This is a genomic window from Mesorhizobium sp. Arg314, assembly GCF_053714275.1.
The window spans coordinates 15,643-39,935 of sequence record NZ_JBSKBP010000016.1 but is presented as its reverse complement, the minus strand read 5'-3'; the positions used below and the strand labels follow the sequence as shown (position 1 = coordinate 39,935).

Genomic DNA, 24,293 nt, shown 5'->3' with positions numbered 1-24,293 from the left:
GCGCTTGACGCTATAGAGGCCTGTCGTTTCAGGCCGCTCGCGCGGCATTTCAAGGGAAAAGAACATGGCCAATGTGGTGGTCGTCGGCTCGCAATGGGGCGACGAAGGCAAGGGCAAGATCGTCGACTGGCTGTCGGAACGGGCCGATGTGGTCGTGCGCTTCCAGGGCGGTCACAATGCCGGCCATACGCTGGTCGTCGACGGCAAGGTCTACAAGCTGTCGCTGCTGCCCTCCGGCGTGGTGCGCGAAGGCAAGCTTTCGATCATCGGCAATGGTGTGGTGTTCGATCCGCACGCCTTCGTCGCCGAGGTCAAGAAGCTCAAGGAACAGGGTGTGGAGGTCACGCCGGAGCGCCTGAAAATAGCCGAAAACACCGCGCTTATCCTGTCGCTGCACCGGGAGCTGGACGGATTCCGCGAAGACGCCGCTTCGAATTCCGGAACCAAGATTGGCACGACACGCCGCGGCATCGGCCCCGCCTATGAGGACAAGGTGGGCCGGCGCGCGGTGCGGGTGATGGATTTGGCGGATTTGGAAACGCTTCCCCTCAAGGTCGACAGGCTGCTGACGCACCACAATGCGCTGCGCCGCGGGCTCGGTCATGCGGAAGCGACGCACGAGGCGATCATGCAGGAGCTGACCTCGGTGGCCGCCGAAATCCTGCCCTACATGGACCGCGTCTGGAAGGTGCTCGACGACAAGCGTCGCGCCGGCGAGCGCATCCTGTTCGAGGGCGCGCAGGGCACGCTGCTCGATATCGACCACGGCACCTATCCCTTCGTCACCTCGTCCAACACCGTGGCCGGGCAGGCGGCCGCCGGCTCGGGCGTGGGCCCGGGCGTCATCGGCTATGTGCTCGGCATCACCAAGGCCTATACGACGCGCGTCGGCGAGGGGCCGTTCCCGACCGAGCAGAAGAACGAGATCGGCGAGTTCCTCGGCACGCGCGGCCACGAGTTCGGCGTCGTCACCGGCCGCAAGCGGCGCTGCGGCTGGTTCGATGCCGTGCTGGTGCGCCAGGCCGTCGCCGTCAACGGCATCAAGGGTATCGCTCTCACCAAGCTCGACGTGCTCGACGGGCTGGACGAGATCAAGGTCTGCACGGGTTACAGGCTCGACGGCGAGACGATCGATTACCTGCCGGCCAGCCAGGGCGCGCAAGCGCGGGTCGAGCCCATCTACGAGACGCTCGAAGGCTGGAAGGGAACCACGGCCGGCGCCAGAAGCTGGAACGATTTGCCGGCGCAAGCCGTCAAATATGTACGCTATATCGAGGAGCTGATCGGCGCCCCGGTGGCGCTGCTCTCCACCAGCCCCGAGCGGGACGACACGATACTTGTGACCGACCCGTTTCAAGACTAGTTTCACAGCCCTTCCCGGCGCTACGGCTGATTTGCGGCTGGCGGGAAAAGAATGCAGGTCACCTGACGCATGGCAGATTTCGTTAGTGTTCTGAAAAAGCAGCTCGAGAAGAAGAGCGATCCTTCGTTCGAGATGCGCAAGCAGATATACGACGGTGCCCGCGCGGTGCTGGCTAAGAAGCTCGCCGAGTATTCCCCGCCGCTTGCGCCCGATGTCGTCAGCAAGCAGAAGCGCTCGCTGGAAGATGCCATTTCCAGCGTCGAGCGCGACTATGTCAAACGCGTTCCGGCCGAGGATCCGCTGGCGGAGCTGGAGCATATTTTCTCCTCCATCGACCGCAACAAGAACCAGCCGAGCCATACCCGCCAGCCGGCGGCGCCGGAGCCCGCCAAGCCGGATCCGTTCAGACCCGAACCGTTCAAGCCGGCGCCCGCGCCTGCCAGGACGGAACCGAGCTGGCAAAGCGCGCCGAAGACGGAGCCTGCTCGGCAAACCCCGGCGAAAGCCGAGCCTGACTGGCAGAGCGCGGCAAGGGCGGAGCCAGCCTGGCAGAAGGCGGCACCGCCGATGCCGTCGCCGCGCGAGGACGACGTAGGCCTCGCCGGCATGGACGCTGCCGATTCCGATGACGGCAGCGACGTCTTTGCCAATGACGAGCAGCCGGCTGCCGATACTTTCCAGCGTCTGCGGCCCCAGCCGCAGCGGCGCAAGCGCAGCTATGGCGGGCTGATCGCCGCCGTCATCGCGCTGCTGGTGCTGGCCGGCGGCGGCTACGGCATTTGGCTGAACAAGAACGCGTTCGGCTCGCTCTTTGGCCTTGGCGGCAGCGGCAGCAAGACGGTCTCGACCGAGCCGCTGGTCAAGCCGGCGCCGGTAAAGCCGGCACCCGCCAAGCCGGCGACGGAGACGGCGGCAGCACCGGCTCCCGCCGGCACCAGCGAGCCGGCCGACACGACCAAGTTCACGCAGCGCCTGACACCCGAGGGCAAGGAGGTCGATCCCGGTCCCGCCGGCGGACAGGCCACGATCGGCGAAGGCGAATCCGTCGCGGCGCTGACCTCGCGCCCGCCGGCTGCGCCGGCAACAGCGCCCGCCACGACCGGCGCCCCGCCAGCGCCGGCAACAGCGCCCGCCACGACTGGCGCCCCGCCGGCGCCCGCAACAGCGCCCGCCACGACCGGCACCCCGCCGGCGCCGGCAACGCAAACGCCTGAGGCGTCTGCCTCGGGAGCAACGCCGGCGGCGCCGGCGACCGACGCGGCCAATCCGACACCGCCGGCGGCCGCGACCACACCGCCAGCGACTGATGCGGCAACGCCACCCGCGGCCGGCGCCACGCCACCCGCGGCCGGCGCCACGCCACCCGCGGCCGGCGCGACGCAACCCGCGGCCGGCGCGACGCCACCCGCGGCAGCGACAACGCCACCGGCCGCAGGCACGACACCCGCCACGCCGGCACCGGCGACGGCCGAGGCGACCGTGCCGGTCGGGCAGAAGGCGATCTTCTATGAGGAGCGCACCAGCACCCAGCAGGGCACGGCCGAGCCCGGCAGCATCGTGTGGTCGCTGGTGCAGGAATCGCCTGGCGGCGATCTGCCGCCGGAACCGGCAATCCGCGCCGAGGCGACGATCCCCGGCAAGAACATCCAGCTTCGCATGACGATCCGGCGCAACGCCGACCAGACCTTGCCGGCCAGCCATATCATCGAAATGATCTTTCTGACGCCGAAAGACTTCGACGGCGGCGGCGTCGACGGCCTTCTGCGCATTGCCATGAAGAGTTCGGAGCAGGATGCCGGCAGTCCGCTGATCGGCCTTCCGGCCAAGATCGGCGACGGCTTCTTCCTCGTCGCGCTCAACGACACCAAGGCCGACGTGGACGCCAACCTGACGCTGCTGAGGGGACAGGCTTGGATCGACGTGCCGGTGGTCTACAAAACCGGGCGCCGCGCGCTGCTCACCATGGAAAAGGGCATCCCGGGCGAGAAGGTGTTCGACGAGGCGCTGAAGGCCTGGGCGGCGAAGACGTCGGGGTGAGGAGCAATTCCAGGAAAAGTGTGAGCGGTTTTCCGTCCGGAATTGCGTAAAAACAACAGATAGGCGACTTAAAAGCCTTGAAAGAGCATATCGAGCGCCGCGACGACATCGTCGTGGTGGCTCATAAGATTGGTTCGATTTTCGCCGAGTTCGGTCGCCGCGACCGTGGCAATCAGGTGGGTGGCCATCACCATCTTCCGGCCGTTGATCTCGAAGACCGGATGCAGTTTGCGCATTGGCGAAGGTGCTGAGGTCAGCGGCAGAAGCGGAACGACCACGCGGGTCTTGAAGTGGTCGAGCAGGTCGGATTGAACGTCGAGCAGATAGGCGCCTTCGATGCTGCTGGCGAAGACGTCATAGCGTGCCATTAGAATTGCCGATGTTCAGTGAGCGGGATGCCGTGCTTGTCGACATAGTCGTTCCAGGCGTCCATCGTCGCGCGGTTTTCAAGCTTCCATAGCCGTGTCTTCTCGGCCGCGACCGCTTCCGCTATCCCGGCCTCCGCTGCACGCGATACATTCACGTTGAGTCCTTTGGCTTCCGCCATGAGCTGAGAATCGATAGATAGATTAGCCGGTTGACGGACTGCATTCGTCGCGATCTTGCGCATGGTGGCGCCTCATTATGCGCATATCTTATGCGCACGCCGGAGCCTTTGCAATGAAGATGGTGCTACCCTTCCATCTCTTCGCGCAGCATCTCCAGTTCCAGCCACTCCTCCTCGAGCGTGGCGAGGGTCGTGCGCTCTTTGTCGAGCGCGGCGATGGTCTTCTGAAATGAAACGGGATCGCGTTCGTAGAAGGCGGGGTCGGCGATATTGTTCTCCAGCCTGGCGATCGAAACGGTGACCGCTTCGATCTTTTTGGGCAGAGAGTCCAATGCGAATTTCTGCTTGAACGAGAGCTTCTTCGCCGAACCCTTCGGCGCGGCTTGTTCGGCTTTCGGCGCAGCCTCGCTCGCCTCGGCTTTCGACCTCGCCCTGCGGTCTTCCAGCTTCGAGCCGCCGCGCTGCGCCAGCATGTCGGAATAGCCGCCGGCATATTCGATCCAGCGCCCGCCGCCGTCGGGCGCAATCACGCTGGTGACGGTGCGGTCGAGGAAGTCGCGGTCGTGGCTGACCAGGATCACGGTTCCGGCAAAGCCCGCGACCAGTTCCTGCAGCAGTTCCAGCGTCTCCATGTCGAGATCGTTGGTCGGCTCGTCGAGCACCAGCAAGTTCGCCGGCCTGGCCAGAACGCGGGCGAGCAGCAGCCGCGCCCGCTCGCCGCCGGAAAGTTCGCGCACCGGCGTGCGTGCCTGCTCCGGCTTGAACAGGAAATCCTTCATGTAGGAGACGACGTGGCGCTGCTCGCCATTGATGACGAGGTTCTCGCCGCGACCGTCGGTCAGGTAATGCGCCAGGGTCTCCTGCGGGTCGACGGCCTCGCGCTTCTGGTCGAGCGTTGCGATCTCCAGATTGACGCCGAGCCGCACGCCGCCGGCATCCGGCGCCAGCTCGCCGGTCAGCATCTTCAGAAGCGTCGTCTTGCCGGCGCCGTTCGGTCCGACCAGACCGACGCGGTCGCCGCGCTGGATACGGGTCGAGAAGCCCTTGACCACGGTGAGGTCGCCGAAGCTCTTTTCGATGCCCTTGGCCTCGATCACCAGCTTGCCGGATTCGGCGGCGTCGCTCGCCAGCATAGTGGCGGTGCCTTCGGCGCCGCGATGGCTGCGGAAGCGCTGGCGCATCGTCTGCAGTTCGCCGAGGCGGCGCATGTTGCGCTTGCGCCTGGCCGTCACGCCATAGCGCAGCCAGTGCTCCTCGCGCACGATCTGGCGTCCGAGCTTGTGCTGGTCGCGCTCTTCCTCCTCCAGCACCTGGTCGCGCCATTCCTCGAAATGGGCAAAGCCCTTGTCCAGCCGGCGGGTCTGGCCGCGATCGAGCCAGACCGTGGCGCGCGAAACGCGCTCGAGAAAGCGGCGGTCGTGCGAGATCAGGATCACCGCCGACGAGGTGCGGGCAAGTTCTTCTTCCAGCCATTCGATGACCGACAGGTCGAGATGGTTGGTCGGCTCGTCAAGCAGGAGGATATCGGGCTCCGGCGCCATGACGCGGGCGAGGGCGGCGCGACGCGCCTCGCCGCCGGAAAGGTCGTTCGGCCGCTCCTCGCCGGTAAGGCCGAGATGTTCCGTCAGATAAGTGGCGCGATGCGGATCGTCGGCCGGGCCGAGGCCCGCCTCGACATAGGCGCGCACGCTGGCAAAACCATCCATATCCGGCATCTGCGGCAGATAGCGGACCGTTGCCGAAGGCTGGCGGAACACCTCGCCGTCCTGCGGCTCGATCATCCCGGCGGCGATCTTGAGAAGCGTCGACTTGCCCGAGCCGTTGCGGCCGACCAGCGCGATCTTCTCGCCGGCGGATGCGCTGAGTGCCGCGCCGTCGAGCAGCGGGGCGCCGCCGAAGGTCAGTTTAATGCCGTCGAGATTGAGGAGTGGCGGCGCCATGTCAACTTTCTGGAAATGTCAGCTTTCAGGAAGGGGATAGGGGTGGGCCAGAAGCAACGCCCGGCCGCGCTCAAGCGCGACGCCAAGCCGCCCTTTGACCTCGTTTGATATAGTGAGCGAGGAGCCGAACGCCACCTCGACGCGGTCCAGCGGCCATTTGGCGCCGGTGACCGTCAGGCCCGAAAGCTCGGAGAAACCGAGCACCGAAAACAAGGTGCCGTCATCATAATCGAAGCTGGCCTTGCCAGGCAGGATGGGAACGCCCTCTTGCGCGCCGCTGGTCAGCAGCACTCGCGTGCCGGCAGCAGCCAAGCGCACGGCCAGCGCCAGATGCAGGAACGCATGGTCGGCGCGCTTGCCGCCGAAGGCGCCGGCAAGCACGAGACTGGTGGCGCCGCGCTGAAGCGCCTCCGCTATGGCGAGCTCGCCATCGGTCATGTCCTTCTCGGCCGGAAAGACCTTGCGCGGCACGTCGGCCAGATCTCTCGGCAGGTTCGCCGGTACCGAGTCGAAATCGCCGACCCAGAGCTCCGGCACCAGGCCAAGCAAGCGGGCATGGCCGATGCCGGCATCCGCGGCGATGACGCGCGAACCCTCGATCTGGCGTTCGAGCCGGGGCGTGCGGATGAGTTCGCCGCCAAGCAGGATGGTGAATGTGCCCATGGCCGTGGCCCTTACCAGCCCGGCGTGCGAAACGGAAGCCGGGCAGCGCCGCACGTCGCGTCCAAGGTCCCGCCCGAACGTTGGAGCGGCTCAGCGATTGATAGAATTGCAGAGCCGCTCCAAGGCTTTATCCTTGCGCAATTCCGGACGGAAAACCGCTGCGCACTTTTCCTGGAATTGCTTTAGCTGCCCGGCAAACTTCCGCTTGCGCGCCGCTTCGGCCGGGCCTATCTGTCGAAACGCTCTAACGGGGTGCCGGACGTGATCCGGCTGAGAGGCGAAAGCCAACCCGCTGAACCTGATCCGGTTTGTACCGGCGGAGGGATTAGACGTTTCGGACCATCCGACGCCTCAATTCCTTGTCACTCGAACGAAGGAGGCGCCGATGCGCGCGATATTGTCCAAGCTTATTCTCGCAACCGGTCTTGTTTCGCTTCTGGCAGGCGTTGCGCCTGCCACCGCAAAGGACAAGCTCACCATCTACACCTATGAAAGCTTCACGGCCGACTGGGGGCCTGGACCGGCCGTCAAGAAGGAATTTGAGGCCGAGTGCGGCTGCGATCTCGAATTCGTCTCGGTCGCCGACGGCGTAGCCTTGCTCAACCGCGTCAAGCTGGAGGGTGCCAGCACCAAGGCCGACATCGTGCTCGGCCTCGACACCAATCTCACCGCAGATGCCAAGGCGAGCGGCCTGTTCGCGCCGCATGGCGAAGTCTCCGGCATCAATGTGCCCGGCGGCTGGAAAGACGACACTTTCGTGCCCTTCGACTATGGCTATTTCGCCGTCGTCTACGATACCGAGAAGCTGAAAACCCCGCCCAAGAGCCTGAAGGACCTGGTCGAGGGCGCCGGCACGGACAAGATCGTGATCCAGGATCCGCGCACCTCGACGCCGGGCCTCGGCCTGCTTCTGTGGGTGAAGTCGGTCTATGGCGACAAAACGCCGGAGGCCTGGGCAAAGCTCAAGCCGAAGGTGCTGACGGTGACGCCGGGCTGGAGCGAGGCCTATGGCCTGTTCACCAAGGGCGAGGCACCGATGGTGCTGTCCTATACCACCTCGCCGGCCTACCACATGGTGGCCGAGAACACCGAGCGCTACCAGGCCGCTTCTTTCGAGGAAGGCGAATACCTGCAGATCGAAGTGGCGGGCATCACCACGACGGGCGCTACGAACCCGCTGGCGCAAAAGTTCATCGCCTTCATGACAGGGCCGAAATTCCAGGATGTCATTCCGGAAACCAACTGGATGTTCCCGGCCGGCAAGACCGACAAGCCGCTCAACCCGGCCTTCGACAAACTGGTGAAGCCGACCAAGACCTTGCTGTTCAGCCCGCAAGAGGTCGCGGCCAACCGCAAGGCGTGGGTGGATGAGTGGCTGGCGGTGATGAGCAAGTAGGCTTCAGGATGGCGCTTGAACACCCCCCTCTGGCCTGCCGGCCATCTCCCCCGCAAGGGGGGAGATCAAGCGCTCGGCCACTTTCGCCAATCGCCAACGTTGCAAGAGTGGCACGGCGATCGAAGCTGCCAATCTCCCCCCTTGCGGGGGAGATGTCCGGCAGGACAGAGGGGGGTGGGCGGGAACTCGACGCAGATAATGCTTCCACCTTACCCAAGCCATTCAGTGTGTTTGGCTAGGCGGGAATGGCAACGCCCCATCCCAGCGATCCCCGCACAACCGCCGGCGTCATTGCGCTCGCGGCCGTCGCGGTCTTGATCGGCGGCGCTTTCGCCGGTCTCGCCCTCGAAGGCGCGCATGATCTCTCCGGTGCTGTCGCCGCCTTCGACGGCTACCTCTTCCGCGTCGCCCGCTTCACGCTTTGGCAGGCGCTGCTGTCGACGCTGCTGTCGGTCGCGCCGGCGCTGCTGGTGGCGCGCGCGCTTTCGAGGCATCCGGCCTTTGCCGGCCGCCGCCTGATCCTGCAACTGTTCACCGTGCCGCTGGCACTGCCGGCGATCGTCGCCGCGCTCGGTATCCTGGCGCTCTATGGCGGGGCGGGGTACTTTGCCGGCGTCTTCGCCGGGCTTGGCGGCGGGGAGTGGCCGGGGATATACGGCCTCTCCGGCATCCTTGTCGCCCATGTCTTCTTCAACCTGCCCTTGGCGACGCGCCTGTTCCTTGAGGCGCTGGGCACCATTCCCGCCGACCATTGGCGGCTGGCGAGCCAGCTTGGCATGGGCGCCCGGCCAGCCTTCCGGCTGATCGAATGGCCGGTGCTGCGCGCGGCTCTGCCGGGGATTGCGGGGCTGGTCTTCATGCTCTGCATCACGTCCTTCACCATCGTGCTGACGCTGGGCGGCGGTCCGGCGGCGACGACGCTGGAGGTCGCCATCTACCAGGCGCTGCGCTTCGACTTCGATCCCGCGCGCGCCGTCGTGCTGACGCTGCTGCAGATCGCGCTGACCTTCATCGTGGTCATCGTGCTCACGCGGCTTGGCGCCAACACGGTCGGCGATGCCAACCTGCCGGTGGCGCCGCGCCGCTACCTTTCGACGGGCAGGGTGGAAAGCATGCTGAACGCCGGCCTTATCGCACTTGCCCTGCTGTTCGTTGCCGGACCGATGGTAGCGACCGTGCTTTCAGGCCTGGAGGCCGATCTCGGCCGGCTGGGGGGTGAAGCGGCGGTGCGCCGCGCCACGCTCACCAGCGCGGGCCTCGCCTTCCTGGCGGCGCTGCTCAGCGTGACGTTGTCGCTGGCGCTGATCACGGCGCGGCGCGCGCTGGCCCTGCGGCGCAGGCCAGGCGGCGCCATGGGCCTGCTCGAACATGCCACCGACACCGGCGCCGGCTTCGTGCTGGTCGTGCCGCCGATCGTGCTCGGCGCCGGCTGGTTCCTGGCGCTGCGCGGGGTCACCGATGTCTTTGCCATCGCGCCGATCATGGTCGTCGCCGTCAACGCAGTGATGGCGATGCCCTTCGCCATCCGGGCCATTCGCCCCGCCTATGACGCGGCCAGCGAACGTCACGAGCGGCTTTGCCTGGCGCTCGGCATATCCGGCTGGACCCGGCTGCGCCTGGTCGACTGGCCGTCGCTCAGGCGGCCTTTGGCCACTGGCTTTGCCTTCGCCATGGCGCTGTCGCTTGGCGATCTCGGCGTGATCGCGCTGTTCGGCAGCGATTCCGTGCAGACCTTGCCCTATCTTCTGCTGGCGCGCATGGGCAGCTACCGGACGGCCGACGCCGCGGGACTTGCCTTGCTGCTCGGCCTCGTCTGCCTGATGCTGGTGGTCGTCGCCGACTGGTTGGGGCGGGAAGGAAGCTCATGACGACGACCATCAACGGCACCGCCGCGCAAAACGGCCTCGCTGTTGCGTTGGACGGCGTCTCGTTCAGCTATGGCGAGGCGTCCTTCCGCTTCGACGCCGAATTCGCCGCCGGCAGGATCACCGCCATCATGGGACCGAGCGGCTCCGGCAAGTCGACGCTGCTCAATCTGATAGCTGGCTTCGAAACGCCTGGTACAGGCAAGGTGCTGATCGGCGGCATCGATCTCGGCGACGCGCCGCCTTCGGCGCGGCCGGTGTCGATGGTGTTCCAGGAAAACAACCTGTTTGCGCATCTTTCGGTCGAAGCCAATGTCGGGCTCGGCCGCTCGGCGTCGCTGAAGCTCGGTGACGCCGATCGGGCGGCGGTCGTCGAGGCGTTGGCGCGGGTTGGCCTGGCGGGCAAGGAAAAGCGGCTGCCGCGCGAGCTTTCCGGCGGCGAGCGGCAGCGCGTGGCGCTGGCGAGAGTGCTGCTGCGCGACCGGCCGGTATTGCTGCTCGACGAACCTTTCGCGTCGCTCGGCCCGGCGCTGCGCGACGACATGCTCGACCTTGTCGCCGGCATCCACGCCGAGCGCAAAATGACGGTGCTCTTCGTCACGCATCAGCCCGAAGATGCGCGTCGCATCGGCCAGGACGTCGCATTCCTCGATGAAGGCACAATCGCGGCGACCGGCCCGGCCGATGATTTCTTCGATCGATCTGGACCGGACGCCTTCCGGCGCTATATCGGCGATCGAGGCGGCACCGTTGCCGGATCACAACATATTGCCCGGAAGCGGACATAATTTACGGCCAAACCGGCAACGAGCGATCCGGCGTTTGCTTGCCTTGTCCGGGGGAGTGTGGCTAGGTCCGGCCATGCTGGTTCCGGGGGGGACGTGATTTGCCGAAAGATTTCGAAAGGAAGCCGATCTGTCGACCGGCGCTGAGAAGGTGTGGATGAGGCCGCTGGCACGATTTTTCGCGCTGGCGAGCGTTGCCGTGCTGGCGAGCTGCCAGATGTTCACGCCGCCGGATGTGCAGGAGAGCGGCTTCCAGCCTTCCGACAAGCCGATCACCGTCGACAATGTCGTCGCCAACGCCAAGCTCGCCGAAATGGCGAAGGCGCAGCATCCGCGCATCCTGGCCACCTATGGCGGCGAGTATTCCGACCCCAAGCTCGAGCGCATGGTGGCCAAGGTCGTCGGCAACCTGACGGTGGTGTCGGCCAATCCGACCCAGACCTATCGCATCACCATCCTCAATTCGCCCAACGTCAACGCCTTCGCGCTGCCGGGCGGTTATCTCTACGTGACGCGAGGCCTGCTGGCGCTGGCTAACGATTCCTCCGAGCTTGCCGCCGTCATCGCGCATGAGATGGGCCACGTCACCGCCAATCATGGGCTGCAGCGGCAGCAGCTCGAGGCCGAGGAAGGCCTGGCGACCAAGGTGGTTTCCGACGTGCTCGGCGACAGTCCAACCGCCAAGGCGGCACTCATCCGTGGCAAGCTGAGGCTCGCGCAATTCTCGCGCAACCAGGAACTGCAGGCCGACGCCATCGGCATCAAGTCGATCGGCGAGGCGGGCTATGATCCCTATGCCGCCGGCCGCTTCCTGCAGTCGATGTCGGCCTATACCGATTTCCGCTCGGTCAGCGGCGCCACCGACGCCAGCCTCGACTTCCTGGCGACGCACCCGAACACGCCGCAGCGCATCGAGCTGGCGCAGCGCCTCGCGCGCAATTTCGGCCCGCCCGGCTTCGGCACGCGCGACCGCGACCCCTTCCTAGCCGGCATTGACGGCCTGCTTTACGGCGACACGCCGGAAGAAGGCTATGTGCGCGGCCAGACCTTCATGCACCCCAATCTAGGTGTCTCCTTCACGGTGCCGAACGGTTTCGTCATCGACAATACGGCTGCCGCCGTCACCGCGACCGGGCCGGGCGACATCGCCATCCGTTTCGACGGCGTGGCTATCAACAAGTCCGTGTCGCTCACGGATTACATCCGCAGCGGCTGGGTGGCCGGTCTCGAAGACGCCAGCGTGCGCCAGGACACGATCAACGGCAACGAGGCGGCGATGGCGCATGCCAGCGCGCAAGGCTGGCAGTTCGACATCGCGGTGATCCGCGCCGGTGGACAGGTCTACAGGCTGCTGACGGCCGCGCCCTCAGCAAGCACCGCGCTGGACCCGGTCGCGCGGTCGGTCAGTGCGTCCTTCCGTGTGCTCAGCCCGGCCGAGAAGGCCGCGTTGAAGCCGCTGCATATCCGCGTCGTCACCGTTCAGGCCGGCCAGACCATGGGCTCGCTCGCCGCGCAAATGGTCGGCGTCGACCGCAAGCTCGATCTTTTCCGGGTGCTCAACGCCATGTCGCCCGGCGCGACGGTGTCGGCCGGCGACAAGGTCAAGATCGTCACCGATAGATAGGGCCGGCGTCCGCATTCAGGCGGCTCCGCCAGAAATCGGGTCGACGCCGTCTATCCGGTTGACCCCGCGCACGCCATTGCTGCTGCTGTTCGTCAGAACCCGGTGCTGACGCTGGAGAAACCGCCGGTGCTGCCGGTGTCAGAGCTGGTGCTGCCGGCGTTGCCGCTGCCGCCTGTGGGCTCGGGATGATCGCCGCCAGTGCCGCGCCAAGGCGCCGGTCCGGTATCGTTCTGTATCGGCTTGACCGGTGTCCCGACGACCGTTGGCGTGGGTATGCGGACTACCTTTATCTTCGTAACTATTTTTCGGACGATCTTCGGCTTGCACACCGCGACCGTCTGGGTGCTGCGCCGGGCAAGACCGAGAATGCTCATCGAATAGACGTCCTGCCGCTCGATGCCGGCCTTGAGAAAAGCCAGGGCTCTGGCCGGATCGGCGGGCACGCTATTGCGACCTTCCTTGAAGATCAGGGCGAGATCGGTCATGGCATTGACATGCCCCATCGCCGCAGCCTGGAGCAGCAGGTCAAGCCCCTTGCCGGTGTCTCGCTGGACGCCGATGCCATTGAACAAGGCGCGTCCCCAGGCGGCCATCGCGTAGGGATCTCCCTTGTCGGACGCCTTGGAATAGAAGCCGTTCGCTTTCGTCGTATCCATGGCCGTCCCTAGGCCGGACGAGGCGATGTAGCCGAGTTGGAAGATCGCACGGGCATGTCCCTTGTCGGCAGCATCTTGAATGGCCTGCCTTGCCTCGTCGACCTTGCCGGCCGCGAGCAATGCCCGCCCTAGCTCGTAACGGAAACGGGCGACGTCGGGATAGGTGTCAACCGCCGCCGCGCAAGCCTCCACCGCCCCGCCGCCAATCTCATTCGGCAACCGGCCGGGGACAACGCCTTGCAGGTCGAGCGGCTCGCCGGCGGCCTGGTCGCAGGGATCGACGCTTGGCGACAGCTTCATCGTCGCTCGCTTGGACGTGCCGCCGCCGCCGATTTGAAAGCCGATTTCGACGGGAGCCGCCGAGCCGATCTGCGGTTCGTAGCGCAAATCATTGACTTCAGCGGCCATCAGGTCCGATTGCGGCGACAGGACGCGATCCGGCAGCGACAGCGTCCCGGTTGCCGGGTAGTTCGCCAGCTTGAGGATGATCGAGGCATCGCTGGCCGGGAGACCAAGTTTCAGCGGAACCGGGCCGACGCCGACCGGGACGCTGATGTCGCGGTCGTCGATCGCCTTGGCGGCGGTGGCGATGCGGATTCCGCGTTCGGTCAACCCCTGTTGCCGCTGTCCGTCGGGCGAGGCGATGACTTGCCGAGCCTCGGTGTTCGCACCGCGCATCAGCACCACGTCGTCAAGCAGCGAGGAGTTTTCCCACGGCACCTGCTTGCCGTTGGTCGCCTTGACCACATCGCGGCGCACGGCCGCCATGACCGAGCGGATCTCCTGGTTTGGCGCCAGCGCGCGGCGGGAGAAGGCGGACGAAAACGGGCTGAGGCCGCCGCTGCCGTCATAGGCGACGGCGCCGGGCTCGGTGGCGAAGGCGATCAGCGTATTCTGCGAGCCCGTCACTTGCGCAAGACCGGTGCCGCTGGCGACGATCAATTGATCGCGCAGCCAATAGTCCTTGCGCGGGAAAGGATTGTTGCGGCAGGCATCGAGGATGATCACCTGGATCTTCGATTTCGAGCGCAACTGCTGCAGAACGTCGTCGACCTTGATCGCCTGAACTTCCATGTCGGCCGGGTCTTTCAGCGACGCATCGACCGGGATCAGGAAATTCTCACCGCCGATCTGAAAGCCGTGACCCGAATAATAAACGACCGCCAGGTCGGCCCCGTCTGCTGCCGCGAGATAGTTGCGGAACTGCTCCTCGAACTGAAGCCTGGTCAGATCCTTCCCGGTGAACACCTCGAAGCCGGCCAGCCGGAATGTCTTCGACACATCCTCGGCGTCCTTGTCTGGGTTTTTGAGAGCCGGGATTTCGCGGTATTCCGAATTGCCGATGACGAGGGCGACCCTTCGATCCGCCCGGGCGTCCATCGTCGTAAAGGCCATGAGAACCAGGGCCGCAAGGAACACGCAGCATCGCAGCATGGCAAATCCCCCATCCGTATGATCTGGAGGCTTCAAGAAGGCCAATTGCGATGCAATGGTCTGTTAAAGACCTCACAATCCGTAAGTATGGATGAAGGAAAATTGCCGCGATAGCGATATTTTCTTATTTACTAATTTCTTAAAATCGAATTCGAGCGCTGTATCAGGCGGCTTCCGCGAGAAATTCAGGGTTCTGCTTCACCAGCGCCAGCTTCAGTTTTTCCATGGCGCGGGCTTCGATCTGGCGGACACGCTCCTTGGAGATGCCGAGCTGCTCGCCAAGCGATTCCAGCGTGGCGCCGTCATCGCTCAGCCGGCGCTCCTCGATGATCCGGAGCTCGCGGGCGTTGAGCGCGCTGAGCGCGCTCCTCAGCCAGACGGCGCGGCGCTGGACATCGATCCTTTCGCCGACGATCTCGTCGGGAAGCGGGTCTTCGGAGACCAGGAAATCCATCCGCTCGGCGGCACCGTTCTCGTCGGCCAAAGGTGCGTTGAGCGAGCTGTCGGGAGAGGACAGGCGCGAATCCATCATCGCTACGTCGGCTTCCGGCACGCCGAGCGCCACGGAGACCTCGTGGTAGAGCGAGGCATTGGAGATGGGCTCGGCGCCGTTGGCGAGGCGGGCGCGCAAACGCCTGAGATTGAAGAACAGCGCCTTCTGCGCCGAACTGGTGCCGCCGCGCACGATCGACCAGTTGCGCAGGATATAATCCTGCATCGAGGCGCGGATCCACCAGGTGGCGTAGGTAGAGAAGCGCACTTCGCGCGCGGGCTCGAAACGGGCCGCCGCCTCGAGCAGGCCGACATGGCCCTCCTGGATCAAGTCGCCGAGCGGCAGGCCGTAGTGGCGGAATTTCGAAGCCATTGAGATGACCAGGCGCATATGGGCGACGGTGATCCTGTGCAGCGCGTGCTGGTCGTTCTCCTCCTTCCAGCGCAGGGCAAGGACATGCTCCTCGTCGCGCTCGAGATAGGGAGCCCTCATTGCCGCGCGGACCAGTGTCCGTCCTGCCGCGTCCTCGATCATGCCGGCTCCCTTTTGGCGGTGATTGCGATGGCGGCGGTTGAAAAGGCGCCGCCGTGCCCTACAACAGCCATGCAACGTGTCAGGCGCATGGATGGTTCCGCCGCCCGAGGGGGCAAATGTTGCCAGCGGGAACATTTTGTTATCGGGCCCGGAAAGCCGCCTGGCGGATTACCGGGTGATTTTGAGCATCAGATTTCTGGCAGAGCCGATTTTTGAAATCTGGTTCCTTATTTCGCAACCTTCTATCTGTCAGTTTCCGGCTCTCACAATCGAACCGGGGCACCGGTCAAAACGGGATCACAGAAAAATGAAATGGCTTAAATCGCTCCTTGTCGCCGGAACGCTGCAGGTTCTGGCGGTCACCGCCGGCCATGCCGGTGCCAATCTCGACCAGATCAAGCAGGCCGGCGTACTCAAGGTCGGCACGGAAGGCACCTACGCGCCCTTCACTTATCACGACGAATCCAACGCCCTGGTCGGGTTCGATGTCGAGATCGCCAAAGCCATCGGCGACAAGCTCGGCGTCAAGGTCGAGTTCCTCGAAGGCAAGTGGGACGGCCTGATCGCCGGCCTCGACGCCAACCGCTACGACGCCGTCATCAACGAGGTCGGCATCACCGATGCGCGCAAGGCGAAGTATGATTTCTCCGATCCCTACATCGCCTCGAAGGCCGTGCTGATCGTGCGCGGCGACAACACCGACATCAAGACCTTCGCCGACCTCAAGGGCAAGAAGTCGGCGCAGTCGCTGACCTCGAATTTCGGCAAGCTCGCCGAAACCAATGGCGCCGAACTGGTCGGCACCGACGGCTTCGACCAGTCGATCCAGCTTCTGCTCACCGGCCGCGCCGATGCCACCATCAACGACAGCCTGTCCTTCCTCGACTTCAAGAAGCACAAGCCCGACGCCAATGTGAAGATCGCCGCGCAGGAAGAGAACGCCGACTATTCCGGCGTCATCGTGCGCAAGGGCGATCCGGAACTTGTCGCGGCCATCAACAAGGCGCTGGCCGACATCAAGGCCGACGGCACCTACAAGAAGATCGCAGACACTTATTTCGGCCAGGACGTTTCCAAGTAAGCCACCGTTCTCTTTGTTCGCATACCGGCGGGCCGTCAACGACGGCCCGCCATTTCTTGCGTGACATTCATCGGGGCCGTCAACGACGGCCCGCATTTCTTGCGTGACATTCATTGGGGCCGTCTTTGACGGCCCGCCGATTTTTGCTTGATAGTCACTCCGTACGGGGGAAGGTGCCGCCGTATCTGGAAAGGAGAAGCGCTCCGTGCCGCACTGGCTGCAATTGATGCTGGAATCGTTGCCGACGCTGTTGTGGGCGGCGCTGATCTTCACCGTACCGCTGACGCTCTTGTCCTTCGCGCTTGGGCTGATCGCCGGACTGGTGACGGCGCTGATCCGGCTGTTCGGTCCGAAGCCGCTGGTCGCGCTGGTGCGCTTCTATGTCTGGATTTTTCGCGGCACGCCGCTGCTCGTTCAGTTGTTCCTGATCTTCTACGGCCTGCCTTCGGTCGGCATCCTGCTCAATGCCTTTCCCGCGGCGCTGATCGGCTTCACGCTCAACATCGGCGCCTATACGTCGGAGATCATCCGCGCCGTCATCGGCTCGGTGCCGAAGGGCCAATGGGAGGCCTCCTATTCGATCGGCATGACCTGGAGCCAGGCGATGCGGCGCACGATCCTTCCGCAAGCCGGCCGCGTCGCGGTGCCGCCGCTTTCCAACACATTCATCTCGCTGGTCAAGGACACGTCGCTGGCGGCCGCGATCACGGTGCCCGAGATGTTCCAGGCCGCGCAGCGCATCGTCGCCACCACCTATGAGCCGCTGATCCTCTATGTCGAGGCGGCGGCGCTCTATCTGGCATTGAGCTCGGTGCTGTCGGCGCTGCAGGCGCGGCTGGAGGTGCGGCTCAACCGCTATGGCGGATTCCTGGAGGCCAACGCATGATCGGCCTCACCGCCATCGAAAAGCGCTTCGGCGACAATCTGGTGCTGAAGGGCGTCACCGTCAGCCTGGACGAAGGCAGCGTGACGGCGCTGGTCGGCCCATCGGGCGGGGGAAAAAGCACACTGCTGCGTTGCATCAACCTCTTGGAGATTCCGACTTCCGGCAGCTTGCGCATCGGCGACGAGACGATTGCGTTCCATCCGGGCGGCAAGGTGCCGGCCAAGGAAATCCAGCGCATACGCCTGCAGACCGGCATGGTGTTCCAGAATTTCCAGCTCTTCCCGCATCGCACGGCGATCGAGAATGTCATGGAAGGGCTGGTGACGGTGCTGAAATGGCCTGAGCCAAGGGCGCGCGAGCGGGCGATGGCGCTGCTCGAAAAGGTCGGCATGGCGCACAAGGCCGATGCCTGGCCGTCGACGCTGTCGGGCGGTCAGCAGCAGCGCGTGGCGATCGCCAGGGCGCTGGCGCCGTCGCCGCGCGTGCTGCTCTGCGACGAGCCGACCTCGGCGCTCGATCCGGAACTGGCGCAGGAAGTGGTCGACGTGCTTGGGCAGCTTGCCCGCGAGGGCACGACCATGGTGATGGCCACGCATGATCTGCGGCTCGCCTCCAAGATCGCGCAGGAGGTCGTCTTCCTCGATGCCGGCGCGATCGTCGAGAAAGGTCCGGCTTCGGTCGTGTTCGACAACCCCGAGCGCGAGCGTACCAAGCGCTTCATTGCGTCGCTGCGGCAGGAGGAGGCACAGAAGGAAGCCGGCAGCGGGGCGTAGAGTTGGCTACCAAAAACAAAAAACCCGGCGCGAAGCCGGGTTTTTCGTGCTGAAAAGCGAAAAAGCTCAGGCGGCTTCTTCCTGTTCGGACTCTTCGTTGTCGGCCTTGGCGCCGCGCTTCGGACCCTTGTTGAGGTTGACCTCGATGAGGCGCACCGCCTCGGTTTCCGACATGCGGTTCACCGCGGCGATCTCGCGGGCCATGCGGTCGAGCGCGGCTTCATACAACTGACGCTCGGAATAGGACTGCTCCGGCTGGTTGTCGGCGCGATAGAGGTCGCGCACCACTTCCGAGATGGAGATCAGGTCGCCGGAATTGATCTTGGCATCATATTCCTGCGCGCGGCGCGACCACATGGTGCGCTTGATGCGGGCGCGGCCCTGCACGACCTTCAGCGCGCGGTCGACATAGTCCTCTTCCGACAGCTTGCGCATGCCGATCGAGGTAGCCTTGGCGACCGGCACTTTCAGACGCATCTTGTCCTTCTGGAAATCGATGACGAACAGTTCCAGCTTGTGACCTGCAACTTCCTGCTCGTCGATCGCCACGATCTGGCCGACGCCATGCGCCGGGTAGACGATGAACTCGCCGGTCTTGAACCCGTGGCGGGCCGCGGTGGACTTCTTCTGCGGGGTGATCGTTGCCATTACGCCCTGAACTCCTTGGTTGTAGCGCCGGCATGGCGGCGCCGGCTGAACTCGTGTGACCGGCGATAGCCGATCATTAGCCGCACAACAGGCGAACCCACCGGAAAAAGCCGAGACCAGCAAAGCGCACGAATGCTGCTGCCTGTCCCAGATCGCTCTGGTTCGGGTTTGAGAAGCTCACCTTTCAGTGATTTGGGGCGTTAGCGCCATAAATCGACGTTGTGTCACCGGCATGTTTGGCTGATGTAACACAAAAAGTCGGAAGAATCAAGGTTTTGCTGCGTTCGCTGACGCCAAACGAGGCCGCTGCCTGTCAAGACAGTATTTGTATCGACCCCGTTACGCCGCGTCATGCCGGCGTTGGCAGCGCCCACATCAATCGCCTTCGCCGGGCTCCGCCGAGAAATATTTCTCGAACTTTCCGGTCTCGCCGTCGAAGGTCTTGGCGTCCGCCGGCGGCTCTTTCTTGGCGGTGATATTGGGCCATTTCTCGGCGTATTCGGAGTTGACCTGCAACCATTTGTCGAGGCCGCCCTCGGTGTCCGGCTTGATCGCGTCGGCCGGGCATTCGGGCTCGCACACGCCGCAGTCGATGCACTCGTCGGGATGGATGACGAGCATGTTCTCGCCCTCGTAGAAACAGTCGACCGGACAGACCTCTATGCAGTCCATGTATTTGCATTTGATGCAATTGTCGGTCACGACATAGGTCATTGCAGGCTCCGGAACGTCCCATTTTGTTGGGCTTTTTGGCTGAGGTAACGCCTTTGCCCGCCGCTTGCAAGGGCAGGGCTTGCTACCTAAGCCGGTGTGGCGGAATGGAGTTCCCACCTTGGAGCGGCTCAGCAATTCATAAAATCGCCGGCCTCCTCATCTTTACGCAATTCCGGACTGAAGGCTACGGCGAAGTCGCCGAACCTAACCGCTGCGCACTTTTCCTGGAATTGCACTGGCCGCGCCGGGATCCGGCTATGTCTCAGTCGTCGCCAAGCAGCCTGTCGGTCTGCCGGCGCTCGCGTTTGGTCGGGCGGCCGCTGCCGGCCTCGCGCAAGGCCGGAATGGCATCCGGGACAGCCTCGCCTTTGGGTGTCGGTGCCGGCGACATGTCCTCGTAAAGCAGGCGCGCCTCGTCGGCCGGGCCGCGCCGCGTGCCGCAATTCAGCACTTTCCAGACCAGGATACGGCCCTCGAGCGTGATGGTCAGCACGTCGCCGGGCTTCACCAAATCCGAGGCCTGCGCTGCTTTGTCGCGATTGATGCGGACGCGTCCAGCGACGACGACTTTTGCCGCCAGGGACCGCGACTTCAGCGCGCGCGAGAAGAACAGCCATTTGTCGATGCGTTGGCGGCCTTCTCCAACCATCGGGCTAGCTTTGTTGGAGCATGATCTTATTCGAAAACCGGTTCCCACTTTTCGGGATCATGCTCTAGCCTATTTCTTCAGCTGGTCGCGCAAGGCGGCGAGCTTGGCGAAGGGCGAATCCGGATCGAAGCGCTGCGGGCGTTCTTCGCGCGGCTTGCCCTGGAAGGCCGGCTTGCCGCCCGGAGCGTTGCCGTTGCCGTCCTGCCTGTTGCCCTTCCAGTCGGACCGGCCCTCGCGGCGGCCCCCCTCGTGGCGATCCGGGCGTTCACCTTGCGGCCTGCCCTCGCGCCGTTCACCGCCCTCGCGCCGGTCGCCCGTCTCCGGCCTCGGCTTGAACTTCGAGCGGTCGAAGCGCGGCTTGCCGGCGCCGTCGCGCTGCTCGCGGCGGCCTTCATTGGCCGGGCGATCGCCGGGCGGGCTGGTTGCGGCACCCGGCTGGCCGTCGCGTGAGGGCTGGCCACCGCGCGGGCGACTGTCACGACGGTTGTCGTGGCGGTGGCGCGGACGCTGATGGTCGAAACGCGCCTGGCGCCACAGGAGGACCGGTTTAGGTTCCTCCGGTTCGGCTGCGGACGCGTCGGCTTCACCCTCCCCCTCGTGGGGAGGGTCGGCGCGCAGCGCCGCGGCGGGGGGCGCGCCACCGGTATCGGTGTTCTGTGCATCGTCGGCGCCGTCACCCTCACCCGCCTCGCTTCGCGCCGCGACCCCCCCCGTCGAGGGGGAGATGGGCACTTCGGCGGGTTCGGCCGACTCAAGCACCGCAGTATCCTCTGCAGGGTGGGCTACTTCCGCGGCCTCGGCCGGAGCTTCGGCGGCGGTCTCTACAGCGGCAGCCGGCTCCGAACCCTCGACAGGTGCCACTGCGAACGCGTCCGTTGCCGCAGCTTCCGCCGCCTGCGCGGCGCGGGCTGCCTCTTCTGCCGCGAGCTTCGCTGCGGCCGCTTCGCGGGCAGCGTTGTCCTGCGCTTCGAGTTTCGCCTTCACTTCGGCGGCCGGCTTTGCCTCGGAGCGGTAGCCGAGGCCTTTCAGGATCTCTTCCATGTCGTCGGCGGTGGCGCCGAGGATCGACATCATCGGCGGCGTCACCATGAAGGCGTGGCCGTCATAGGCGCCGTCAGGGCGCTGGCCGAGGCCGGGCTTCCAGTTGGTCGCCGGGCGGATGAGGTCGGCAAGCCGCTCGAGGATATCGATGCGCACGGCGCGGCGGCCGAGATTGCGATAGCCGGCGAGCTTGTAGAAGGTCTTGTCGAAGGCCGGGTCGATGACCACCGAGGTGCGGCCGGAGGCCAGCGCGTGCACCACATCGCCGAAGCCCGGCTTGTCCTTGCCGTCGTTCTTCAACGCCCAGAGCAGCGTCACCAGGCCGGCCGGCGCCGGCTTGATGAGCGCCGGCACGAAGACATGGTAGGCGCCGAAGCGCACGCCGAGGCGGCGCAGTGCTGCGCGGCCTTCCTGGTCGAGCGACTTCATCTCCTCCGCGATGTCGCGGCGATTGATCAGGCCGAAATGCTCGACCAGCTGGAAGGCGATGCCGCGCGCGATGCCGGTGAGCTGGTCGGCATTCTTCAAATCGACCAGCGGCTTCAACAGTGACTCGATCTGGAAATTGACGAAACGCTCGGCGCGCGCCGCGACCTTGTCGCGGCCAGGGCCAGTCAGCTGCTCGTCGGCAAGCAGGACCAGACGCGGCTTCAGCGCCTCGTCGCCGGCCACCAGCGTGCCGATCGGCGCGCCGATCCAGCGCAAGACGCCGTCGGAGCCCAAAGCCAGATCGCCGTTGGCGCACGCGGCAAAACGTTCGGCGCGCGCCTCGAACTCGGCCGCAAGCGCCTTCTGGGCGGCGGTGCGCACCGCCTTGGCGTCCTCGCCGCCGGCGCTTTGGTCGGCGGTGAAGCGGAAACCCTGCAACTCGCCGACATGATGGCCTTCGACGAGGACGGTTCCGGTTGGGCTGATTTCGGCTTCAGGCATGGTATTTTCTCTAAGGCGCCGCATGAGGACGGAAGTCCTGCGGTCTACAAAGCGTTTCGTCAACCGCTCATGCAGCGCATCCGACAATCTGTCTTCGATTTCGCGCGTCTTTTCCTGCCAGTGTAGCTGATCGGCCAGCCAGCCAGGGCGATTGGAGACGAAAGTCCAGGTGCGGATCTGCGCGATCCGGTGCGAGAGCGTGTCGATATCGCCCTCCGTCGTGTCGGCGCGCCGCACCTGCTCGGCCATGTAATTCTCATCGACATGGCCATGGCGGGCAAGGTCCGTATAGATCGAGGCGATAAGGTCGGCATGCTGGGCCGGCGCGATCTTGCGGTAGTCCGGCAGGGCGCAGGCTTCCCAGAGCAGCGCGACGCGCTCCTTGCCGGAGGCGAGGGCGCGGATATCGCCGTCGCGCGACAGATGCTCCAGCGCCTGCGCGTCGACAGCCGGCAGCGCTCGGGTCAGCCCTTCGACCGGCGCATTGGTCTCGATCGAGCGCTTGAGCGCATCGAGGCTGGAAAAGTCGAAACCGGCGGTGCGCCACTGCAGCACCTTCACCGGGTCGAAGTCGTGCGCCTCGATCTTCCTGACCAGATCCTCGTCGAACGGATCGACCTGGCCGGTGACGCCGAATGTGCCGTCGCGCAGATGCCGGCCGGCGCGGCCGGCGATCTGGCCGAGCTCGGCCGCGGTCAGGTTGCGATACTGATAGCCATCGAACTTGCGGTTCTGGGCGAAGGCGACATGATCGAGGTCGAGGTTCAGCCCCATGCCGATGGCGTCGGTGGCGATGAGATAGTCGACGTCGCCGGACTGGAAAATCTCCACCTGCGCGTTGCGGGTGCGCGGCGAGAGCGCCCCGAGCACGACGGCGGCGCCGCCCTGCTGGCGGCGGATCAGTTCGGCGATGGCATAGACCTCGTCAGCCGAGAAGGCGACGATCGCCGTGCGCCGCGGCAGCCGGGTGAGCTTCTTCGAGCCGGCATAGGCGAGATGCGAAAGCCGCGGCCGCGTCACCACCGACACGCCCTTCAGCAGCTTCTGCAGAATGCCATGCATGGTGGCTGCGCCCAGAAGCAGCGTCTCCTGCCTGCCGCGCAGATGCAGGATGCGGTCGGTGAAGATGTGGCCGCGCTCGAGATCGCCGGCGAGCTGCACCTCGTCGATGGCGACGAAGGCGGCGTCGGTTTCGCGCGGCATCGCTTCGACGGTGCAGACCGAGTATTTCGCGCCGGCAGGCTGGATCTTCTCCTCGCCGGTGATCAGCGCCACCTTGTGGGCGCCCACCTTCTCGCAGACGCGGGCATAGACCTCACGGGCGAGCAGCCGCAGCGGCAGGCCGATGATGCCGGTCTCATGCGCGACCATGCGCTCGATGGCGAGATGGGTCTTGCCGGTGTTGGTGGGGCCTAGCACGGCCGTCACGTCGCGGCCCGAAAGGATCAGCGGCTGGGAGTGTTTCGGCTGGATATTCATCGGCTCGGAAATAAGTGTTTCTGCCGCTTTTGGTCGGGGGCGCGGCGGCGCCGCCGCGTGTGACAGCCGACACATAGGGATTTAGTACGCCAAGCGAAAGCGGAATGTTCCTTTGGGGACAAGCGAGGACAGCCGGGGACGGTCCAAATCGGCTGTTGTTAACGGCTGGAACGAGTCTGGAACGAATCAGCGACGAATCGCTGACTCGCTCTGATTCAGGTTTTGTTCACGGCTATATGTGGATTTTCTGACGATGAGTCTCACCAGATGCTGAATCGAGAAGTTGGCCCGATTCATGCTTGGTCCTCGATGGACCCGAGCCGTCGTTAACCTTTGCCGGTGAACAGTCGCGGTCGACTTGAGGGTGGTCCTCAAGATTATGAAATTGTTGATTTTTCTTAATCGCTTTTAACGAATTCGGTGATGTTTGCGCCGTCCGTCGTTAACTTTTCGGCCAAAGCCGGAACGAATCGGCGACGAATCAGCTTTCCGGGGATTTTCCCGGTTTGTTCACCCCTAGATGTGGTGTTACCCACAGCTTGCCCACCGAAAACTCACAGCTTGGGAAGCGGGTTGCGCACAGGCGCGGGCCCGGCCGTTAACTTTTGCGTGCCGAATTGAGGCAAGGTGTCACGCCGGCCTTTCCGGCGGGCGAGCAAGGCGGCCCGGATGTCAGGGCCGCCCAGGGCAAGATCCTTGAAAGTTGCAGACCTTTAGGGGGAGATCACGCTTCAAAATAAGATTTAGAGCGGGAT

General features: G+C 64.8%; 19 protein-coding genes and 1 riboswitch. Of the genes, 9 read left to right on the top strand and 10 right to left on the bottom strand.

Annotation, left to right across the window (positions count from 1 at the left end; translation table 11 throughout):
* The first annotated feature begins 64 nt into the window (after window positions 1–64).
* Both ACWGS9_RS18655 and ACWGS9_RS18650 read left to right on the top strand, forming a co-directional pair.
* Entirely contained in the window at window positions 65–1,363 is a 1,299-nt protein-coding gene (locus tag ACWGS9_RS18655; protein ID WP_320215541.1) for an adenylosuccinate synthase, read from the top strand.
* Window positions 1,364–1,432: 69 nt separating this feature from the next.
* Complete coding sequence (locus ACWGS9_RS18650) at window positions 1,433–3,400, top strand: hypothetical protein (RefSeq protein ID WP_454506633.1); 1,968 nt, start codon at window positions 1,433–1,435, stop codon at window positions 3,398–3,400.
* Between the two features lie 68 nt (window positions 3,401–3,468).
* Here ACWGS9_RS18650 and ACWGS9_RS18645 read toward each other — a convergent pair whose 3' ends face one another.
* The 4 genes from ACWGS9_RS18645 to ACWGS9_RS18630 all read right to left on the bottom strand — a co-directional run bounded on the left by ACWGS9_RS18645 (window position 3,469) and on the right by ACWGS9_RS18630 (window position 6,550).
* A complete protein-coding gene (locus ACWGS9_RS18645; RefSeq protein WP_454506632.1) occupies window positions 3,469–3,768 on the bottom strand; it encodes a CcdB family protein in 300 nt (99 codons plus the stop codon).
* Window positions 3,768–4,010 (bottom strand): type II toxin-antitoxin system CcdA family antitoxin, encoded by a 243-nt coding sequence (locus ACWGS9_RS18640; RefSeq protein ID WP_320215545.1) that lies wholly within the window; start codon window positions 4,008–4,010, stop codon window positions 3,768–3,770. Before ACWGS9_RS18640 ends, ACWGS9_RS18645 begins: the two co-directional genes overlap by 1 nt.
* 62 nt (window positions 4,011–4,072) lie before the next feature.
* Window positions 4,073–5,887 carry an ABC-F family ATP-binding cassette domain-containing protein gene (locus ACWGS9_RS18635; RefSeq protein WP_454506631.1) on the bottom strand — a complete coding sequence of 605 codons (1,815 nt, stop codon included), beginning with the start codon at window positions 5,885–5,887 and terminating at the stop codon, window positions 4,073–4,075.
* Between the two features lie 18 nt (window positions 5,888–5,905).
* Window positions 5,906–6,550 carry a thiamine diphosphokinase gene (locus ACWGS9_RS18630; RefSeq protein ID WP_454506630.1) on the bottom strand — a complete coding sequence of 215 codons (645 nt, stop codon included), beginning with the start codon at window positions 6,548–6,550 and terminating at the stop codon, window positions 5,906–5,908.
* A gap of 238 nt (window positions 6,551–6,788) precedes the next feature.
* Window positions 6,789–6,892: riboswitch (TPP riboswitch) on the top strand.
* Between the two features lie 43 nt (window positions 6,893–6,935).
* Here ACWGS9_RS18630 and thiB point away from each other — a divergent pair.
* The 4 genes from thiB (at window position 6,936) to ACWGS9_RS18610 (ending at window position 12,220) form a co-directional block, all read left to right on the top strand.
* The gene (gene thiB, locus ACWGS9_RS18625) at window positions 6,936–7,946 is read left to right on the top strand and encodes a thiamine ABC transporter substrate binding subunit (protein ID WP_454506629.1); all 1,011 of its coding nucleotides are present in this window, start codon (window positions 6,936–6,938) and stop codon (window positions 7,944–7,946) included.
* Window positions 7,947–8,191: 245 nt separating this feature from the next.
* On the top strand, window positions 8,192–9,814 hold the full coding sequence (gene thiP / locus ACWGS9_RS18620) for a thiamine/thiamine pyrophosphate ABC transporter permease (protein ID WP_454506628.1): 1,623 nt from the start codon (window positions 8,192–8,194) through the stop codon (window positions 9,812–9,814).
* Window positions 9,811–10,599, top strand: a complete 789-nt coding sequence (gene thiQ / locus ACWGS9_RS18615) for a thiamine ABC transporter ATP-binding protein (protein WP_454506627.1) — start codon at window positions 9,811–9,813, stop codon at window positions 10,597–10,599. Before thiP ends, thiQ begins: the two co-directional genes overlap by 4 nt.
* Window positions 10,600–10,753: 154 nt before the next feature.
* The gene (locus ACWGS9_RS18610; protein WP_454506626.1) at window positions 10,754–12,220 is read left to right on the top strand and encodes a M48 family metalloprotease; all 1,467 of its coding nucleotides are present in this window, start codon (window positions 10,754–10,756) and stop codon (window positions 12,218–12,220) included.
* A gap of 92 nt (window positions 12,221–12,312) precedes the next feature.
* Here the strand turns inward: ACWGS9_RS18610 and ACWGS9_RS18605 are convergent, their stop codons facing one another.
* Together ACWGS9_RS18605 and ACWGS9_RS18600 are read right to left on the bottom strand one after the other, a co-directional pair.
* Window positions 12,313–14,310 carry a caspase family protein gene (locus tag ACWGS9_RS18605; RefSeq protein WP_454506625.1) on the bottom strand — a complete coding sequence of 666 codons (1,998 nt, stop codon included), beginning with the start codon at window positions 14,308–14,310 and terminating at the stop codon, window positions 12,313–12,315.
* Window positions 14,311–14,473: 163 nt separating this feature from the next.
* A complete protein-coding gene (locus tag ACWGS9_RS18600; protein ID WP_320215555.1) occupies window positions 14,474–15,337 on the bottom strand; it encodes an RNA polymerase factor sigma-32 in 864 nt (287 codons plus the stop codon).
* Window positions 15,338–15,644: 307 nt separating this feature from the next.
* Between ACWGS9_RS18600 and ACWGS9_RS18595 the strand changes: the two genes are divergently transcribed.
* The 3 genes from ACWGS9_RS18595 (at window position 15,645) to ACWGS9_RS18585 (ending at window position 18,077) form a co-directional block, all read left to right on the top strand.
* Window positions 15,645–16,418 (top strand): amino acid ABC transporter substrate-binding protein, encoded by a 774-nt coding sequence (locus tag ACWGS9_RS18595; RefSeq protein WP_320311984.1) that lies wholly within the window; start codon window positions 15,645–15,647, stop codon window positions 16,416–16,418.
* Between the two features lie 205 nt (window positions 16,419–16,623).
* Window positions 16,624–17,304 carry an amino acid ABC transporter permease gene (locus ACWGS9_RS18590; RefSeq protein ID WP_320215558.1) on the top strand — a complete coding sequence of 227 codons (681 nt, stop codon included), beginning with the start codon at window positions 16,624–16,626 and terminating at the stop codon, window positions 17,302–17,304.
* Window positions 17,301–18,077 (top strand): amino acid ABC transporter ATP-binding protein, encoded by a 777-nt coding sequence (locus ACWGS9_RS18585; RefSeq protein WP_454506624.1) that lies wholly within the window; start codon window positions 17,301–17,303, stop codon window positions 18,075–18,077. The genes ACWGS9_RS18590 and ACWGS9_RS18585 overlap by 4 nt, the downstream gene beginning before the upstream one ends.
* A gap of 66 nt (window positions 18,078–18,143) precedes the next feature.
* On the opposite strand, the gene ACWGS9_RS18580 is transcribed toward ACWGS9_RS18585, so the two are convergent.
* The 4 genes from ACWGS9_RS18580 to ACWGS9_RS18565 form a co-directional block, all read right to left on the bottom strand.
* Window positions 18,144–18,725: a CarD family transcriptional regulator gene (locus ACWGS9_RS18580; protein ID WP_095816705.1), complete on the bottom strand. Its 582-nt coding sequence runs from the start codon at window positions 18,723–18,725 to the stop codon at window positions 18,144–18,146.
* 375 nt (window positions 18,726–19,100) lie between these two features.
* Window positions 19,101–19,439, bottom strand: a complete 339-nt coding sequence (fdxA, locus tag ACWGS9_RS18575; protein ID WP_112101550.1) for a ferredoxin FdxA — start codon at window positions 19,437–19,439, stop codon at window positions 19,101–19,103.
* 262 nt (window positions 19,440–19,701) lie between these two features.
* Entirely contained in the window at window positions 19,702–20,088 is a 387-nt protein-coding gene (locus ACWGS9_RS18570; RefSeq protein WP_454506623.1) for an RNA-binding S4 domain-containing protein, read from the bottom strand.
* A 69-nt stretch (window positions 20,089–20,157) separates the two neighbouring features.
* Window positions 20,158–23,538, bottom strand: coding sequence for a helicase-related protein (locus tag ACWGS9_RS18565; RefSeq protein WP_454506622.1), 3,381 nt, complete (start codon window positions 23,536–23,538; stop codon window positions 20,158–20,160).
* Window positions 23,539–24,293: the final 755 nt, after the last annotated feature.